We start from the raw sequence: 16,083 nt of genomic DNA, 5'->3' as shown, positions 1-16,083 counted from the left end.
CCCGTGCCGCCGAGTTGTCCCCGGAGCAGGTTCCTGCACAGGTCCCCAGTGATCATCCACAGGAGACCCCTGGATAGCATCGGGGCTCATGAGCCTGGACATCGCCGACTTCACCACATTCGAGTCCGGGCGTCCGCCCGTCCCCATCGCCACGGACTGGCCGGCGGTGGAGGGGTGGCTCGGTCTGGACGCGGGTCTGCCATCGGATTTCAAACGTCTCGCGGACACGTGCGGCCCCGTGGATTTCGGCGAGTACCTCTGGATCCACACGCCGTGCGTCGAGGCCGGCAGGTTCGACTACGGCACCTGGCTCCGGGACACCCAACGCACCGCGCGCATCGAGCTGCGCAGCCTGCCCGAACACGAGCGGTACCCCGTTCACCCCGAACCCGGAGGGCTGCTCGCCTGGGGTGAGAGCCGCGGCGGGGACGTGCTGTTCTGGGACACCTCCCGCTCCGACGACCCCGATGCATGGTGTGTGGTGGTCCACCACAGTGGTGCCGTCCCGGGCAGCGGGCTTCGACCCTGGCATGCCTACGACCTCTCCCTGACCGAGTATCTGAAGCACACTGTCCGCGAGAGCTGGGAACTGCCCTCGCCACCCGGCCCGTTGATGGGACCGCTGCCCGGATCACTCGCCCGCACCGCTTTCCTGCCCGACGCTCAGCCCTGGCTGCCCCCGGCGCCCACCGCCCCGCGCCTGACCGACGCACAACGCCGGATCGCCCTGCGGACGGGCGCCGGCCTGGAGGCCCTGGAACTACTGTCACCCCTGCCCGCCGAGCCCTATGTGGGCGGCGGCAGCTGGGAGTTGCTCTTCGCGGAGCTCAACACCGTCCTGCCGCAGGATTACGTCACGCTCATGGAGCGGTACGGGGCAGGCGTGTGGAGTGACTGGCTGCGCTTCTTCACTCCACTGCTCCCCGTCGACCACGAGCGAAGCTTCCTCACCCATGTCGAAGAGGTACTCAGCGGCTACCGGCAGCTCAGGGACGCGCATCCGGACATGTGCCCGCTGCCGGTGTGGCCCGACCCGGGCGGCTTCCTCCCCTTCGCCGACTCCATCGACGGGGACAACCTCGGCTGGCTCACCGAAGGCGACAGCCCTGACGCCTGGCCGCTGGTGGTCTGGCCCCGCCACGCCGCCCAGGGACCACCCCTGGAGGGCCGCCTGATCGACACCTTGCTCGCCTGGCAGCGCGGCACCCTGGCAACTGAGGGCCTGCCCGGCCTCGACCAGGACGACGATCCAGTGGAATTCGCCGGGTTCACCGCCTGGGACACCCATGCATATGAGTGAGACGGCCGCCGCCTCGTGACACGTCAACAGCCGCATCGTACGGGCGAGTTGTCGCCGGCCGTTCAGCAGCCCGAAGCCGATGGCCCCGGGCAAGGTGTACGGGTACACGATCACACTGCGAGGGAGAGGCAGGACATGCACGACGTACGCCCGGCCCGAACGGCCGACTACCCGACACTCGTGCAGTGCGTACAGCAGTGGTGGGGCGACAGCCGCACCCCTGAACAGGCACGGGAGCTCTCGCTGCTGCTGCCGCGGCTGTTCCTGCAGCACTTCGCGCACACCAGTCTGGTCCTGGAGGACGAGGCCGGGATCCGGGCGTTCCTGGTGGGCTTCCACTCCGCCGATCACGCGCACGAGGCGTACATCCACTTCGTCGGCGTGGACCCCGAGCTGCGCAAGCAGGGAGTGGCCCGTCGGCTCTACACCGCCTTCTTCGCGCGCGCGGCAGCGGCAGGCCGTACCGAGGTCCGCGCCATCACCTCGCCGCAGAACACCGGATCCATTGCCTTCCACCGGGCCCTGGGCTTCGAGCCGGACGCGGGCGACCGTACGGTGGACGGCCTGCCGGTGCACAGCGACTACGGCGGGCCGCGCCAGGACCGGGTGGCCTTCCGCAGGAAGCTCGACGCGCCGCAAGCGCGCACGCTGGAGCCCTTCACGACGCGCGCGGCGGTGCCCCAGGACTTCGACGCCGTCGTCGCGGTGGTCGACGACTGGTGGGGCCGGCCTGCCTCGCGCGACCTGACCCGGGTGTTCGTGAACCACTTCTACAAGACCAGCCTGGTGGCCGAGCGGGACGGCGAGCCGGCGGGCTTCGTCATCGGCTTCCTCTCCCCGTCCCACCCGCAAGAGGCGTACATCCACTTCGCCGGCGTGGCCCCCGACTGGCGGCGCAGCGGCCTGGGCCGCTTTCTCTACGAGCGGTTCTTCGACATGGCCCGCGCGAACGGCCGAACCTCCGTCAAGGCCATCACTTCCCCGCAGAACGACCGTTCCATCGCCTTCCACACCGCTCTCGGCTTCACCGCCTCGGCCCCCGTCGTGGACTACGACGGCCCCTCCCTGGACCGCGTCACCTTCCGACGCGACCTCTGAGTCCGGTCCGCTGCGCGAGGGGCCGGGACCGCGCGGTGGGCCCCACCCGTAGCGAATCCCCGCACGGAACGAACCTGTGAAAGACCCCCCGTTGCTGCCACTCCGATGCCACATCATGCTGTTCCGAACACTGAAGCCAAGGAGCGGACATGAGCGGCACAGCCATCAGGCGTGCGGCGGAAATCCGGTCCAGCTCGTACGCCCCCCACCCCACCGGTACGCGCGTTGAGCCGAACAGCGGCTGTACAGGAGACCCAGTCGTGTCGGCGCTCTGAAGATCTGATCTTCGCCCTACCTTGCACGGGTGAAGATCAGACCTCGTCTCGCTGCCCTGACGCTGCCGCTCGCACTGGTCATTACCACGCAGGCATTCGGCCAGGCTCCCACAGCAGCGCAGCCAGTATCCGCCCGGCCCACGGCGCCGCCTTCCTTGAGCATGGTGGTCTCCGCCGTGCCGGCGGCGAAGCTGCGGTTCACCCACCGCCCCGGATGCCCGGTACCTCCGAGCGAACTGCGGCTTGTCCGGATGAACCACTGGGGCTTCGACGGGCACGTACACCAGGGGGAACTCATCGTGCACAGACGCATCGTCCCGGACATCACCCACGTGTTCGGCAAGATCTTCAACGCTCGGTTCCCCATCCGGAAAATGCGAGTGATGGCCGAATACCGCGGAAATGACGAAGCAGCCATGGCCGACGACAACACCTCGGCTTACAACTGCCGCCGCGTCACCGGCAATCCGTCCAAGCTGTCCCGCCACTCATACGGAGACGCCCTCGACATCAACACCGTCGAGAACCCCTACGTCGACGCCTACGGCACAGTCCACCCGGCCGGCGGACAGCGCTATCTGCGCCGCGACCGCCCCGTCAAAGGAATGATCCGGCGCGGCGATGCCGTCACCACCGCGATGGCAGTGAGGGGCTGGTACTGGGGCGGCCGCTGGCCCCACCCCGACTACCAGCACTTCTCCGCCAACGGCCAGTAGTGTTGCGCCCGAGCCTGCGCCCTTGAACGGCCCCGAGGGCAGCGGCTACCAGGTGATCACCGAGGGGTCTGTGGGCGGCGGGCGACGTGACGTCCCCTTCGGCGACGGGCGCTGGATCGAGGTGGCACCGCCCGGGGCGACGACTCTCGCGCTCGTCCCCGAAGGCGTCCCGACCGGCATCCGTCTGACGACCCGGGACGCCGACGCTTGACCTGGCGTGATGTGGTGCGCCGTCCGAGTGACCTCCCAGCCGGCGCGCCCCGGCACGATGTGGCCGGTGGCAGAGCGGGTACGCGTGCGTGAGATCGATTCCGCACGGCCATCGAGCCGACCCCGGCCGCCTCGGGGCGTACCACGGGCTGTGCGGCGGCTACGTGAAGTACTCCAGACTCGCCGGCAGGTCCTGCAGCCACTCCCTCAGGCGGGCCCGCCTGCGAGCGGCGAGCAGGCACTGGTGGGTGCTGCCGTTGTGGAGGCGGACGGTGATCTTGAGGTGCTTGGGCCCCTCGGCCGCGTACTCGACGCCGCTGATCTCGGCCCAGGAGAATTCCAGGTCCCCGGTCTCCGAGCCGAGCGCGACGCCCTCGGCGTCGACCAGGAGAGAACTGTTCGGGGCAACAGCCATGAAGCTGAGGTCGGTGTCGGCCCACGCGTCGCCCGCGGGGGCGGACTCGGTCGGGGCCTGGTGCAGTGGGGCGGCGCTGGACGGTGCGTAGGAGGGCGGCGGGGGCAGCACCAGCGTGGGGGAGTACGTCGCGGTGTCCGGCACGAACAGGTCCAACAGGCCTGCTGGCGTGGGGCGTTGGGCCGGAGACTTGGCCAGGCACGAGGTCAGGACCGGCCGCAGACCTTCCGGCACCGCGGTCAGATCCGGCGGCTCGTGCACCGACCGGTACATCAGGCCCATCGGCGTGCCCGTGCCGAACGCGCTGCCGCCCGCCGCCGCGACGAGTACGGCACCCAGGGCGAACACATCGGTGGCGCCGTCGACCTCCAGCCCCTCGGCCTGCTCGGGCGCCAGGAAACCCGGCGTTCCGAAGGCCATGCCGGTGGCCGTCAGGCGGGTCGACTCCAGCGCCCGCGCGATACCGAAGTCCAGGACCCGCGGGCCGTCCGCGGCCATGATGATGTTGCCGGGCTTCAGATCACGGTGGACCAGGCCGCAGCCGTGGATCGCCGCCAGCGCCTCGGCGAGCGCCGCGCCCAGCTGCCGCAGCCGCGCCTCGCCCATCGGTCCTTCGGCCTCGAGCAATGCGGCGAGCGTGGGCCCGGGAACGTATGCCGTGGCCAGCCAGGGCGCCTCCGCCTCCGGATCCGCATCCACCACCGGGGCCGTATGGAAGCCACCGACGCTGCGCGCGGCCGCGACCTCGGCGCGGAACCGGTCCCGGAAGTGGGGGTCGGCCGCGAGCTCCGAGCGCGCCACCTTCACGGCCACCGCACGCCCGCCGCGTGAACGCGCCAGATAGACGACGCCCATCCCGCCGGACCCCAACTCCCGCTCCACGGCGTACCCGCCGATACGCTCCGGCAGGCCCGCCCTGTCCGCCCCGTGCCCCATGCTCTGGATGCCTCCCCTGTGCTCCGGCGCATCAGTATGACTCAGGCAACCTGTTTGGCCGTCGAAGCCGGGCTACTGCCGGCCCGCCCCGGGGAGAGCGGTCAACTCTCGGGCCAGGCCCTCGGCGAACCCCTCCCGCGTGGTCATGGCGGTCCGCTTCTGCTGTGGTGGGTTGCCGTGTCATGACCGGCCGGCCATCCGGGCGCTCAGGGTGCGCACCACCTCGGTCAGGACCTTCTGGCGCCAGTTCTTGTCGGACTCCTTGTATTCCCCGACACCGTCCGCGGTCGAAGAGCCGCTCACCTCGAACTCGTACGGGCCCTGGTGGCAGACCAGTTGAGCGGAATCCTGGAGGAAGCAACCCGTCGGCCCCAGCGAGGCACCGAGGTCCCGGAACTTCTCGACGTCCCCTCGACCGTCCTTTTCCTCGTACTTCCGGTCCTTCGCGTAGCCCTCCGCCACGAGAGCGGGGTCGGCGAGGCTCTTGAACACGACGCGGATGTTGCTGTTCTGCTCGCTCTCGTACTCGTCCGGCAGCTTGAACCCGGTCTTGCACCCGCCCTTCGGTACGTCGCCCGTCGTCCCCGGAGCCGACTCCTGGAGCGGGTTGAAGTTGATGATGGTGACGTTGATCGGCTCACGTGTGAAATTCTCCGCCTGCGGCAGGATCGCGCGGATCTCCTCCTCGGCCAGCACCCCGCACGCGTCCGGCCACTGCGCGAGAGGCAGCGAACCGCCTTGCGGTGGCTGCGCGTCGAGCCGCGCGCCGGACGGTTTCGCCGAGGCGAACTCCAGCGGCGGCACCTCACTGCTGCAGCCGGTCAGCAGGGCTGTGGCAGCCACAGCGGCCAGGACGGTACGGCTGCTCAGGTTCATTGTCGGCATGCCCAACTCCCGTATACGGATGCGGGGGAGGCCCCCCTTCCCGGGCCTCATTGTGGATGCGGGCCGCTCTTTCCCTCTCCGGATCCGTGAAATCTCCAGGCGGCGCCCGACGCGCCTGCGGCTACGACCCGGGCACGGCGCTCCGACCGGCCAGCGATCGTCTGCGACAGGCATCAGGAACGGCTTCGGCAGTGCGTTCGACGTTTGCTCAGCTGAGGGGTGCGCCGGTCGTCGCCTCCGGCTGGGAGCCGGTGGCGTCGAGTAGGTGACGTTGCCTCAGCAGATCCGGAAACGTACCCACAGCGGCCAGTGCCATGGTGAGTTCGGCGACGATCTTCGGGAGTGTGCTGCGGTCTTCCTCAGGAAGTGACAGAACACCACCGAGGACGCGGTAGACGGCGCGCCGGGTGGTCTCCAGGTTGTTCATCACCAGTTCCGTCAGCGGAGTGTCGTCGAGTTGGCGTACGGCCGCGGGACCCGGGCACAGCGACTCCAACGCGACCTGGGCGTAGCGCAACGCACGGGAGGTCTGGTCCAACTGCTCGTAGGCGGGGCTCACACCCGTACGACCCGTCGTGATGACACCGATGGCATCGACGAGTTGCCCGACCGGCTGCCGCCGCGGGCAGGAGAGCACACCTATTTCGTGGCCGGGCTGCGCGCGCCACGCCGACCTGACGTCCAGGGCCCGCAGCTTCGCCTCCAGGCCGGGCAGCGGAGGTTCGCCGACCTTGAGGGTCTCGGCCACCACCACGAGGAACTTCCCCTGGTAGGGGAACTTGAGCATCCGGGCCACTTCCCAGATCGTGTCACCGCCGGAAAGCGGGCCGTCGGTCAGCGCGGCCACCAGCGCCGAGCGGCGCCGGTCCGTCTCGACCAGGCGCTCGGCGACGGTCTCCCGGTAGGAGTCCGTGAGTGCCGAGGAGTAGCTGTCCGACAGGGCCCACGCGCGGGGGGTGGTGTGCAGGAGCGCACTCATCGCCTCCGTTCCCGCATGGTGCGCCTCGGCCCGGAGCTCGTCCCAGAAGAGGCTGAAGCTCAGCCGGTAGGCACGGAGGATCTCCGGCAGCGTCTCGCCCTTCGGCGCGCAGACGGCCGGTTGCCGTGGGCGCTGACAGGTCGGCCGGCGCCGACTGGGGGTCGGTGCCATGCTTGCGACGATCTCGTCGAGCCTGAGGGTCAACGCTTGGGCGATGTGGCCTGTGAGTTGGTCCCGGCTTGAATCCTGCACGCCCCGATCCTGGAGCAGCCGTCCTGCGCGCCGCCCCGGATCGCCGGTGTCCGGGCCCTCGCCGAGGTAACCGTCTGCCGCCGCCGCAAGGTAACTGTCGCGGTCGACACCATTCCTTGTCGGCACGTCCATAGCTGTGGCCGCGACGGGCTGTGACGATCGAGTCACTGCCGATACGACTGCTCCCGGTGCCTGCGGAAGCGGCCCGGGTCCGCGGTCCACGACTTGATCCATGCCGCTGGGAGAACGAAGAAGTGACCAACCTCGCCACCGACTTGAAGACCGCAGCCGAGAGGTACCCGGAGCAACCCGCGGTCCGTCTCGACGACGGCTTTCTGAGCTTCGCCGCGCTGGACGAGCTCAGCGCGCGCGTTGCGGGCGGGCTGCTCGCCCACGGCGTCCGGCCGGGTGACCCGGTGGCGCTCCTGCTGCCGAACGTCCCGGCCCTCTCCGTGCTCTACTTCGGCGTCCTGCGTATCGGCGCGGTCGTGGTCTCGCCCGGGTCGCTCTTCGACGTCCGCCGCCTGCGGGAGTGCGTCGACGGTGCGAGGGCTCCACTGTTCTTCGCTGCGCACGAGACGGAGGCCCGGCTCGCCCACGGCTCGCGGGCCATGTGTGTCCCCGTCGGCCAGAGCTTCCTGGACCAGGTCGCCTTCTGGCCGGAACACACCAAGGTGACGTACCGCTCCGACGAGGACACGGCCGTCAGCGTCGGCGCCGGAGAGAGGGTAGGGATGGCGGCGGGTACGGAGCTGACACACGGCGCTCTGCGCGCGCAGTCGTGCGTCGCCTCAGTGTCGCTGGGCGGCTTGATGCCGCACGGCGCCGAGAGGGAAGGCCCTCCCGGGACGTGCGTCCCCTTCGGCCGCCGACCGGCTCGGTGCGCTGACGACAACACCGGCGCGGACGCTGGGAACTTCGCCGCTGCGGCGTCGTCCGGCACGGCCTGGAGCGGAAGGTGACGCTGTGGCGGCAGGTCCTGGCCGCCCTCAACGACCGCACCCTCGACGACACGGAACGCGAGCGGATCGTGGCCCGCGGCGCCGCCCGGCTCGCCGGCCACCGTGCTCCCGAGGGGCAGCAGGCCACCCCGGACGACGTCGTGGCCCTGGCACTCCGGGAGTTCGCGTTTCTCATCGACACCGGCCAGGCCCGCGCCGCCCTCCGTGAAGCCGGGCCGACACGTGGGTAGTCCGGAAGTCCCACCCGTCGCGACGACCACGACGCGAGTCACGTACGGCATCGGGACGCGGGGCGGCGGAACCGCAACCGTTCCCCGCCCCGACTTGGAACCGATCTTCACCGAGCTCGCCCGGCAGTGGGAGACGGACGGCCGTCTCGTTCCTGGCAGGGCGGACGAAGAGCGGGCGGGCCCCGGCCGCCACCTGGCCACCGCCCGTCACCCGGGGCCCGGTCGCTGACTGCGCGGTGCGGTTCCCGCTCCCCCCGGGGCCGCCGGCGCACGTCGGAGTCGAGGTGGCGGAGGTCGTGCCCGACGGTGCTCGATGGGCGCCGGCCGGCCACAGCGGATACGCGTTCACCGCGCGCTCGTGCGCGGCCTCAGCCGAAGGGGTTTCAGCGCTCTGGCCGCCGGGCTCCCGGTAGGAGCGATTCCTGGAGGGCGGTTCGCAGCGCGAAGAGGGCGTCCAGGTCCGCGTCCTGGAGAAAGACCTCGATCAGCGCGTCCAGGCAGTGGAGATCGCCCGAAACGACCGCTTCGATGATGGCCGCGATCTGGTCCTGGGTGTCAGTGGAGAAACGTTTCATCCCCTGAAGCTGCCGCTCCGACCGGGGCCTGTCACCCGGTTGCCCCTCCCGGCTTTCCGGTACGCCACCCGTGTGCGGGTGCCCCGGGCGCCGGTGTTCGCTCACCTGTCCGCTGCTCGGACGTCTCTGTCCACCGGTAGCCGGTGGGCCGGGCTCCTCCACTCCCCTCCACGACGCCCTGGTCCGTACGTGGTGGGCGAGGCCTGCGCACCAGGTTGACCCGGGCCCCCCGGGCCCGGTGCCGCCTCGCCCTTCGGTCGAGCGGCGGGCGAGGCAGCTCCGGGAGAGGCTGGGCGCGAAGGAGCGCTTCGAGCAGGTGGAGAACAGATGCGGCGCAGACTCTTCCGGTGGCGGTCCCGAGCCCATGCCCGGCAGGCGCGGCTGGACCGGCTGCGGCAGAACGAGGGGACCTTGCTGGACCGGCTGTACGGGACGGCGTACGAAGGAGCCCCCTTTCCGCCGACGCGTGACTTCGACGCCCGTGAGTCCGCCGAGGTGCTGCGCTTCGTCCTGCGGCTTGGCCGAGAGCTGTTCCTGGCCGGGGCATCGACCCGCGACATCCAGACGGCCGTCGTCGCGGTGACGGCCGCGTGGGGCATGCAGGAGCTGGAAGTCGACATCTCCGGGCGTTCGTTGCAGGTGCAGTACGCGCCGCCCGAACGGGCGCCCGTCGTGATGCTGATCGTTCTGGGGTCGGAGGACACCCGGGACCTCAGCAGCCTGACCGCGCTGGAGCGGCTGACCGTACGGATCGTGGGCACCCAGCTCTCACCGGCGGACGCGAAGGCGGCACTCGACCGGCTGGTGCAGGCTCCGGCGCAGTGGCCTTGGTGGTTCGCGCTCTGCGGTGGCGCGGTGCTGGCCGCCATGCTGTGCGTACTCGCGTCCGGCACGGTGCGTGCGGCACTGCTGGCACCCCTGCTGTTCCTGGTCACCAACCGTGCCGCATGGGCACTGAGCCGTACGGGGCTGCCCTCGTTCTACGTCACGGTGGTGCAGACGGCTCTGCTCATGGCGGGCACCATGGCGTTGATCGACTTCGGGGTGCTCAGCGGACGCGAGGGGGCGAGCACCGTCGCAGCCAACGTGATCCTGATGCTGCCGATCCTGACCGTGGTCTCTCTCACCGAGGATGCGATCGACGGCTTCCGGTCGATGGCGGCGGCCCGTTCGGTGAGTCTGCTGATGTTCTTCGCCGCCATGGCGGGCGGCCTCCTCACCGTGGCCTTCCTGCTGCGCGGCCTCGACTCGGACGCACGCGACACGACGCTCGCCGCGCTGCCCGTCTGGCTCACCCTGGTCACCAGTGGCATCGGTGCCCTGGGCAACGCCGTGTTCATGGGCGGCGGCCCTCGTCTGGTGCCCTGGGCGATGGCCGCGGCGCTGATCGGCGCGGGCGTGAAGATGTGCGGCACAGCCCAGCTGGACTGGTCGGTTCCGCTGGCTACGGGGCTGGCCACCATCGCCATGGGTGCGGTGTCCGCCGTGATCGGACCACGCGCCGCAGTGCCCGCGAGGGCGGTGCTGATCCCGGGCATCGCGGGCAGCGTGCTGCCCGGACCCGACCTGTACCGCAGCGTGCTTCAACTCGTTCTCGGCGTACCAGGGGCCCACCAGTACCTGGTGCTGACTTTGGCGTCGGTGGCCGCCATCGGTGTCGGTGCCGTGCTGGGTTCGTTGCTCGGGGCGGGCAGCGAACGCAAGTGGAGCCGACGTTCGCCCGGCACGACCAGGGCGGTGAACGCGGAGGCGGCCGATGCCCAGGACTGGGCGGCCAGGTAGGCCTCCCGGTTGGCGTCGTCGGCCACAGCGGGCTGTCCGCGATCCGCATCAGCCAGGACCGCCGCACCGCCCCGTGGACAGCGCGGCAACGCGGCCTCGCCGGGCGAGGAAGGCCAGTGCGGCAGCGGCGAAGGCGAGCGCGAGCAGATCGGCGCCAAGGGTGTCACTGAACCGGTGCCAGTGCGCCGAGACAGAGCCAGGGAGCTCACCTTGATGACCCGCAGATGGTCATTGGCCGTCTGCCGCTTACGCCGGTCGATGTACTCCTTGGCCCCGAGCAGCGCCGCGTCCTCGAAGCGCTGAGCGGTGCGGTCCGCACCATCAGCCAGCACCCCGTAACGACGATGTCCCACCACCCTGATTCAGGCGCCCGATACCCGCACGCCGGATCCCCCTGAGGGGAAGGCGTGTTCGTACCATCGTCATGAACCGGTGGGGAACGGCCGAGTGCCAGTGATCTCAAGGGGGATGTCCGTGCGGGGGAGTTCGAGGAACGGGAAGCGCGACGGCGGGGCCGGGAGCCTTCATGAGGCCGCCGAGGCCGGGGATGCGGAGGCGATGTTCCGGTACGGCCTGTATCTCAGTACGCACCACGACCGAGATGGCGGTGAACGATGGCTGCGCCGGGCGGCCGAGAAGGAGCATCCCGATGCCACCGTCACCCTCGGCGTGCTGCTCCACGAATGGGGACGGCACGCCGAGGCCGAGCCGCTGCTGCGGGAGGCCGCCGACGGGGGACATGTGCGGGCGATGGAGATGGTCGGGTATCTCCTGCGGTTGCGGGGAGAGCATGCCGAGGCCGCCCGCTGGTACCGGCGTTCGGCCGAGGGAGGCAATGCGTACGCGATGGCCGTCCTCGGGTCCCTGTGTCAGGAGCGGGGCGCCGACGCCGAGGCCGAGGGCTGGTTCCGGCAGGCTGCCGAGGCGGGTCTCGCCGACGCCGCGTACGCCCTCGGGCAGCTCCTGTACCGGCGGGGAGACGCCGTCGAGGCCGAACAGTGGGCCCGCCGGGCAGCGGCCGAAGGCTCCACCGCCGCGATGAACGCCCTCGGGGCGCTGTCCCTGGAACAGGGCGACAGGGAGGCTGCGAAGTCCTGGTACCGCAGGTCGGCCACCGCCGGCGACGACGAGGGCGGCCGCCGGCTCGCCACCCTGCTCAGCGGCTCCGAGACGCTCGCCGAGCTGGAGAGTTGGCTGACCGGACTCGCCCGGAAGGGCGATGTCAACGCGCTGTTGGCGCTGGGGCGTTCCAAGGAGCTGAGCGGTGATCTCTACGCGGCGCAGGGTTGGTACGAGAAGGCCGCCGAAGCCGGGCATGTCGGGGCGATGATCCAGCTGGCGAAGCTCTCGGAGCGGCAGGGGTACGCCCGCCAGGCGCGAGCGTGGCGCCGCAGGGCCGCCGACGCGGCGCCACGGCCACAGAGCGAGGGACGCGATCAGTAAATGTCTTCCCGCCCGGCCGTGCCGACGACGGGCGGGCTGATGACGACCTCGCCGACGGTCTGCATCTGCCCAGTGATTCAGACGCCCTCGATCGGGACGGGGGAGGAGTGCCGGGTGGCCGGCGCGTGGACCTGCTGAACCACCGAGCGAGGGCTGGAGGGCGGCCTGAGGGTGCGTTGCTCCAGAAGTGTCGGGAACGTACCGACGGCGTTGAGCGCCAGGGCGAGCTCCGCGATGATCGTCGGGTCGTCCAGCGGACCGCGCAGGTACTCCTCCAGGCGGCGGATGCGATACCGCACGGTGTTCTCGTGGCAGTACAGGACTTGGGCCGCCTCGGCTGCGGAGCCATGGGCCTTGAGCCAGGCCCGAGCCGTGGCCAGGAGCGTCGTGCGTTCGCCTTCGGGCAGGGACAGCAACCCGCCGAGCACGCGGTTGACGGCACGGCGAGTGGTGTCCAGGTTGCTCATCACGAGCTCCGTCAGCGGAGTGTCGTCCAGCTGCCGCACCTCGGCCACTCCCGCGGTCAAGGACTCCAGCGCGACCTGGGCATACCGCAGGGCGCTCTCCGTGTGGTCGAGCTGGTGGTAGACAGGGCTCACTCCGACGCGTCCGGTCGCGCAGTCGCGGACAGCGGCGACGACCGTGAGCGGCGACTGTTTGCGGGCAAGGGAGAGGACGGCGATCTCGTGACCTGATTGCGCCCGCCAGGCCGATGCCACGTCGAGGGCCCGTAGCCTGGCCTCCAGGTGGGGCAGGGGCGACTCGGCTGCCACGGCGGCCTCGGCCATCAGGACGACGAAGCGACCCTGATAGGGGAAGCCGAGCGTACGGGCGAGCTCCCAGCCGGTGTCGCCGCCGGCGGCCTGTCCGTCGAGCAGCGCCGCGACAAGAGCCGAGCGCCTGCGGTCGGTCTCGACCATCCGCTCGGCGACGGCTTCCCGGTAGGAGTCCGTGAGCGCCGAGGAGTAGATGTCCGAGAGGGCCCAGACCCGAGTCGCCGACACGAGCAGTGCGCGTGTTGTGCTCTCCCCGAACTCCTGCGCCTCGGCAAGCAGTTGATCCCAGAAGTAGGCGAAGCTCAGCCGGTAGACACGTAGCACCTCCGGCAGCGGTGCGCCCTGCAGGGCTCGCTTGCGGCCGGTGGCGAGGGGTGCGGACACGTCCACCGATGCCAGCTTGGGGTCGGCGAGATGGGTGAGGATGAAGCCGACGCTATGGCGCAGTGCCTCCTGCAGCTCCTCGGTGCTCACCACCGTGTTCCGGTAGAACTCGATCTCCCTGACGACCAGTTCGGCCATGCCGACAACGATGCCGTCCAACTTGGCGCGCAAGGCCTCGGCGAGGATCGCGATGGCGGTGTTCGGGGATTCCTCGGGCATGGCCAGAGCCTACGGCAGGACGTGTCGCGGGCAGCGCGCATTGTCGATCCCCTTGTCCTGCCCGATGCCGCAGAGAACCCTGCGCCGCCCCTGCTGAAGAGGTGTGTCGATGGTCGAACGTGAAGGCAGACAGGGCGAGTTCCCACCAGAAGACTGTCCAGGACCGGGGCCAGGACCCGCACCGGGATCGGCCGGAGGCCGATGGCGGGCTCCCGGTCCAAGCGGGTGCTGCTCCAGGAGTTCAGTGGGGTCAGTGGCGTCAGTGGGGTCAACAGTGCCTGATCGACTTCGTGCCGATACGGGGGAACCTGCGCGGGGAGCGGCACGTCATGATCAGTGACCGTAGCCGTGTTCATGGCGTACGGCGCACGGGCGGCACCGGCATCGACCATGCCGCATACCGCTCGTGCGACGCGAACCTTCCCTGGGGGACCCCTCGTGCTGACGTACCACCGCCGTTCCAAGGCCGCCGTGTTCACCGCGGCCGCAGCTCTCGCGGCCGCAGGCCTGGCCGCCACCGCGACTCCCGCCGCCGCGATCCAGGGCGGCAAGAACACCACCACCACGGACCACCCGTACACGATGCAGATCCGCAGCAAGGCAGGCAACGGCACCGCGAGCGAGCACATATGCGGCGGCACCCTCGTCGCGCCGAACAAGGTGCTGACCGCAGCCCACTGCATCGACGAGGAGGAGGGCTGGCCCTCCGTCAGCTACGAGGTGGTCGGCGGCCGCACCGACCTGCGGACCACCAAGGGCACGGTCCGCCAGATCGCCTCAATCAAGATCCACCCGAAGTTCAAGGCGGCCAACTACCTCTACGACGCGGCCGTCCTCACCCTGGCCAAGCCGATGCCGTACAAGCCGCTGCCCGTCGCCGGGGCGAAGGACGCCGAGCTCTTCGAGTCCGGCAGGTCCGCGACCGCCCTGGGCTGGGGTCGCACCGCCACCGGCACCGACGGTGTACGGCTGAAGGCGGCACGTCTGACCCTGTCGCCGCTCAAGGGCTGCGAGCCGTACACCGAACCCACCGACACCCCGCTCACCAAGCTCTGCACGATTCCCGCCACCGGCACCTTCGACAGCATCTGCCGGGGCGACTCGGGCGGCCCGCTGATCGTGGGCGGCAAGCTGGTCGGGATCACCTCCTCCGGCAACAGTTACTGCAACAAGGACTACCCGACCGGCCTCTTCACCCGTACCAGCGCGATCGTCGCCGGGCTGGGTCTGCCGACCGGCTGACCAGAAGTCGTACGGGCCACCGGACGGAGCCGGGCAGGCGGGGAACGCATTCCTTCGCCTGCCCGCTGTAGGTTCTCGCGGCTCGCGTCACAGGACGCGGCTCCGACCAGCGGGGTCTTGCCCGAACTTGCTGCCGTACTCGGCCCGACAGCCGACGTCGCGGGCCTGCTGCCCTTGGCCACCCACCCATGACGAGGGGCCCCAGCCGCGCCGGTGTTCGGGAGCAACTGATGCTCGGGCACCGCTGGGTGCCGGGCCAGGGCGCAATGCGAGTGTGTACGCATGACCACTGACACACCAGCAGATGTGCGAGTCACCCGGGCATGGAGCCGGATCGTGGAATGGCTGGCCGAGTACGTCCCGCCGTCGTACGCGGCACTCAAGCCCGGCGCCTGCGACGACGAGATGGCGGCTCTGGAAGAAGCTCTCGGGGTGAGCGTTCAGGAGGAGTTGAAGGCGCTGTGGCGGCTGTCCGCCGGTGAGGACGGCGTCCACGGTTCGGGGCTCATGCTGGGCGGCTGGGCCCTGATGCCGCTCGACGCAGTGATCGAGGTCTACCAGATGCAGATGCGGTTCCAGGAGGAGAGCGGCGAGGACGACATCGAGGACCAGGACTCGCCAGTGCTGTGGCAGCCATCGTGGATACCGTTCTGCTCCTTCAACCCCGACGACACCGTCTACGGCCTCTATCTGAACGGTGAGACCGGGGAAGTGTGCCAGTGGACCAGGTACGGGGAGCGCGAGCGGGAGTACGAGTCGCTGCCCGCCTACCTGGAACTCATGGCGGTCAGCCTGGAAGCGCCCATGGCGGCGGCCGGCCCGGAGAAGCCCGGCATGAGGGACGGTGCCCTGGTGTGGGGACCCCCTCCTGACGGGGAGCGCAGGGACCAGTGGGTGCGCCACCTCGGCCAGGCCCCGCCGCGCCGTCCCGCGAAGACGCTCGGCGCGATCCGGGAATCTCTGCCCGGCGATGAGCGTACGGAGTTCGACGGGCAGCGCGATGCCCTCGACCTGGCCGATCCCGAAAGCGTCGCCGCCTTCCGGGACCACTGGTGGGAGCGTGCCGTGCAGGCCCAGGAGGAGCTGGAGGACGACGTTGCCGCCGCGCTGGGCGGGAACGTCATGGTCGTGCCCGGCCGCAAGCTGGCGCCGGAGTACGAGGCCATGCTGCCGCACGCCATCCGCCACCGCCCGCCGTCCATGGACGACATCCGCGCCGCACTGCGCCACGAGAGCGTCCGCGCACGGTTCGACCGGGAGTTCATGGACGCGATCCCGCCGCACTGGCCGGCGTTGCTGCTGCGGTGGTGGGACATCGCCCGCCTGATGGCCGACCCTCGCGGTGATCGGGCCGTACGCGCTGTTGTCAACGGCCGCCGCGCCTCGGGGTAGACCCGGAGAACG

Annotated in this window: 15 protein-coding genes; 10 read left to right on the top strand and 5 right to left on the bottom strand. The window is 70.3% G+C overall.

Annotated features, from left to right (window positions below; all coding sequences use genetic code 11):
* Window positions 1–88 precede the first annotated feature (88 nt).
* From AB0D18_RS32465 to AB0D18_RS32450, 4 genes are all read left to right on the top strand, one after another.
* A complete protein-coding gene (locus AB0D18_RS32465) occupies window positions 89–1,300 on the top strand; it encodes a hypothetical protein (RefSeq protein WP_362426728.1) in 1,212 nt (403 codons plus the stop codon).
* A gap of 135 nt (window positions 1,301–1,435) precedes the next feature.
* Window positions 1,436–2,398 carry a GNAT family N-acetyltransferase gene (locus AB0D18_RS32460; RefSeq protein WP_362426726.1) on the top strand — a complete coding sequence of 321 codons (963 nt, stop codon included), beginning with the start codon at window positions 1,436–1,438 and terminating at the stop codon, window positions 2,396–2,398.
* 304 nt (window positions 2,399–2,702) lie between these two features.
* Window positions 2,703–3,389, top strand: a complete 687-nt coding sequence (locus AB0D18_RS32455; protein WP_362426723.1) for a M15 family metallopeptidase — start codon at window positions 2,703–2,705, stop codon at window positions 3,387–3,389.
* Window positions 3,390–3,411: 22 nt separating this feature from the next.
* Window positions 3,412–3,600: a hypothetical protein gene (locus AB0D18_RS32450; RefSeq protein ID WP_362426720.1), complete on the top strand. Its 189-nt coding sequence runs from the start codon at window positions 3,412–3,414 to the stop codon at window positions 3,598–3,600.
* A gap of 159 nt (window positions 3,601–3,759) precedes the next feature.
* Here the strand turns inward: AB0D18_RS32450 and AB0D18_RS32445 are convergent, their stop codons facing one another.
* From AB0D18_RS32445 to AB0D18_RS32435, 3 genes are all read right to left on the bottom strand, one after another.
* The gene (locus AB0D18_RS32445) at window positions 3,760–4,950 is read right to left on the bottom strand and encodes a serine/threonine-protein kinase (RefSeq protein WP_362426717.1); all 1,191 of its coding nucleotides are present in this window, start codon (window positions 4,948–4,950) and stop codon (window positions 3,760–3,762) included.
* A gap of 180 nt (window positions 4,951–5,130) precedes the next feature.
* Window positions 5,131–5,835: a hypothetical protein gene (locus AB0D18_RS32440; protein ID WP_362426714.1), complete on the bottom strand. Its 705-nt coding sequence runs from the start codon at window positions 5,833–5,835 to the stop codon at window positions 5,131–5,133.
* A gap of 208 nt (window positions 5,836–6,043) precedes the next feature.
* The gene (locus AB0D18_RS32435) at window positions 6,044–7,192 is read right to left on the bottom strand and encodes a PucR family transcriptional regulator (protein ID WP_362426711.1); all 1,149 of its coding nucleotides are present in this window, start codon (window positions 7,190–7,192) and stop codon (window positions 6,044–6,046) included.
* A gap of 128 nt (window positions 7,193–7,320) precedes the next feature.
* Here AB0D18_RS32435 and AB0D18_RS32430 point away from each other — a divergent pair, with 128 nt between their 5' ends.
* Together AB0D18_RS32430 and AB0D18_RS32425 are read left to right on the top strand one after the other, a co-directional pair.
* The gene (locus tag AB0D18_RS32430; protein WP_362426708.1) at window positions 7,321–8,028 is read left to right on the top strand and encodes an AMP-binding protein; all 708 of its coding nucleotides are present in this window, start codon (window positions 7,321–7,323) and stop codon (window positions 8,026–8,028) included.
* On the top strand, window positions 8,025–8,258 hold the full coding sequence (locus AB0D18_RS32425; RefSeq protein ID WP_362426705.1) for a hypothetical protein: 234 nt from the start codon (window positions 8,025–8,027) through the stop codon (window positions 8,256–8,258). The genes AB0D18_RS32430 and AB0D18_RS32425 overlap by 4 nt, the downstream gene beginning before the upstream one ends.
* A gap of 383 nt (window positions 8,259–8,641) precedes the next feature.
* Here AB0D18_RS32425 and AB0D18_RS32420 read toward each other — a convergent pair whose 3' ends face one another.
* Window positions 8,642–8,833 (bottom strand): hypothetical protein, encoded by a 192-nt coding sequence (locus AB0D18_RS32420; protein ID WP_362426703.1) that lies wholly within the window; start codon window positions 8,831–8,833, stop codon window positions 8,642–8,644.
* A gap of 327 nt (window positions 8,834–9,160) precedes the next feature.
* Here AB0D18_RS32420 and AB0D18_RS32415 point away from each other — a divergent pair, with 327 nt between their 5' ends.
* The gene (locus tag AB0D18_RS32415) at window positions 9,161–10,615 is read left to right on the top strand and encodes a threonine/serine exporter family protein (RefSeq protein WP_362426700.1); all 1,455 of its coding nucleotides are present in this window, start codon (window positions 9,161–9,163) and stop codon (window positions 10,613–10,615) included.
* Window positions 10,616–11,089: 474 nt separating this feature from the next.
* Window positions 11,090–12,058 (top strand): hypothetical protein, encoded by a 969-nt coding sequence (locus tag AB0D18_RS32410; RefSeq protein ID WP_362426697.1) that lies wholly within the window; start codon window positions 11,090–11,092, stop codon window positions 12,056–12,058.
* A 77-nt stretch (window positions 12,059–12,135) separates the two neighbouring features.
* Here the strand turns inward: AB0D18_RS32410 and AB0D18_RS32405 are convergent, their stop codons facing one another.
* The gene (locus AB0D18_RS32405) at window positions 12,136–13,437 is read right to left on the bottom strand and encodes a helix-turn-helix domain-containing protein (protein ID WP_362426694.1); all 1,302 of its coding nucleotides are present in this window, start codon (window positions 13,435–13,437) and stop codon (window positions 12,136–12,138) included.
* 438 nt (window positions 13,438–13,875) lie between these two features.
* Between AB0D18_RS32405 and AB0D18_RS32400 the strand changes: the two genes are divergently transcribed.
* A complete protein-coding gene (locus tag AB0D18_RS32400; protein ID WP_362426691.1) occupies window positions 13,876–14,679 on the top strand; it encodes a serine protease in 804 nt (267 codons plus the stop codon).
* 282 nt (window positions 14,680–14,961) lie between these two features.
* Window positions 14,962–16,071, top strand: coding sequence for an SMI1/KNR4 family protein (locus AB0D18_RS32395; RefSeq protein ID WP_362426688.1), 1,110 nt, complete (start codon window positions 14,962–14,964; stop codon window positions 16,069–16,071).
* Window positions 16,072–16,083 lie beyond the last annotated feature (12 nt).

Origin of the sequence: Streptomyces sp. NPDC048442, from assembly GCF_040651475.1 — a bacterium.
Classification (GTDB): Bacteria; Actinomycetota; Actinomycetes; order Streptomycetales; family Streptomycetaceae; genus Streptomyces.
Note: the sequence above shows the minus strand (reverse complement) of the source record. Positions and strands in the feature narration are given on the sequence as shown.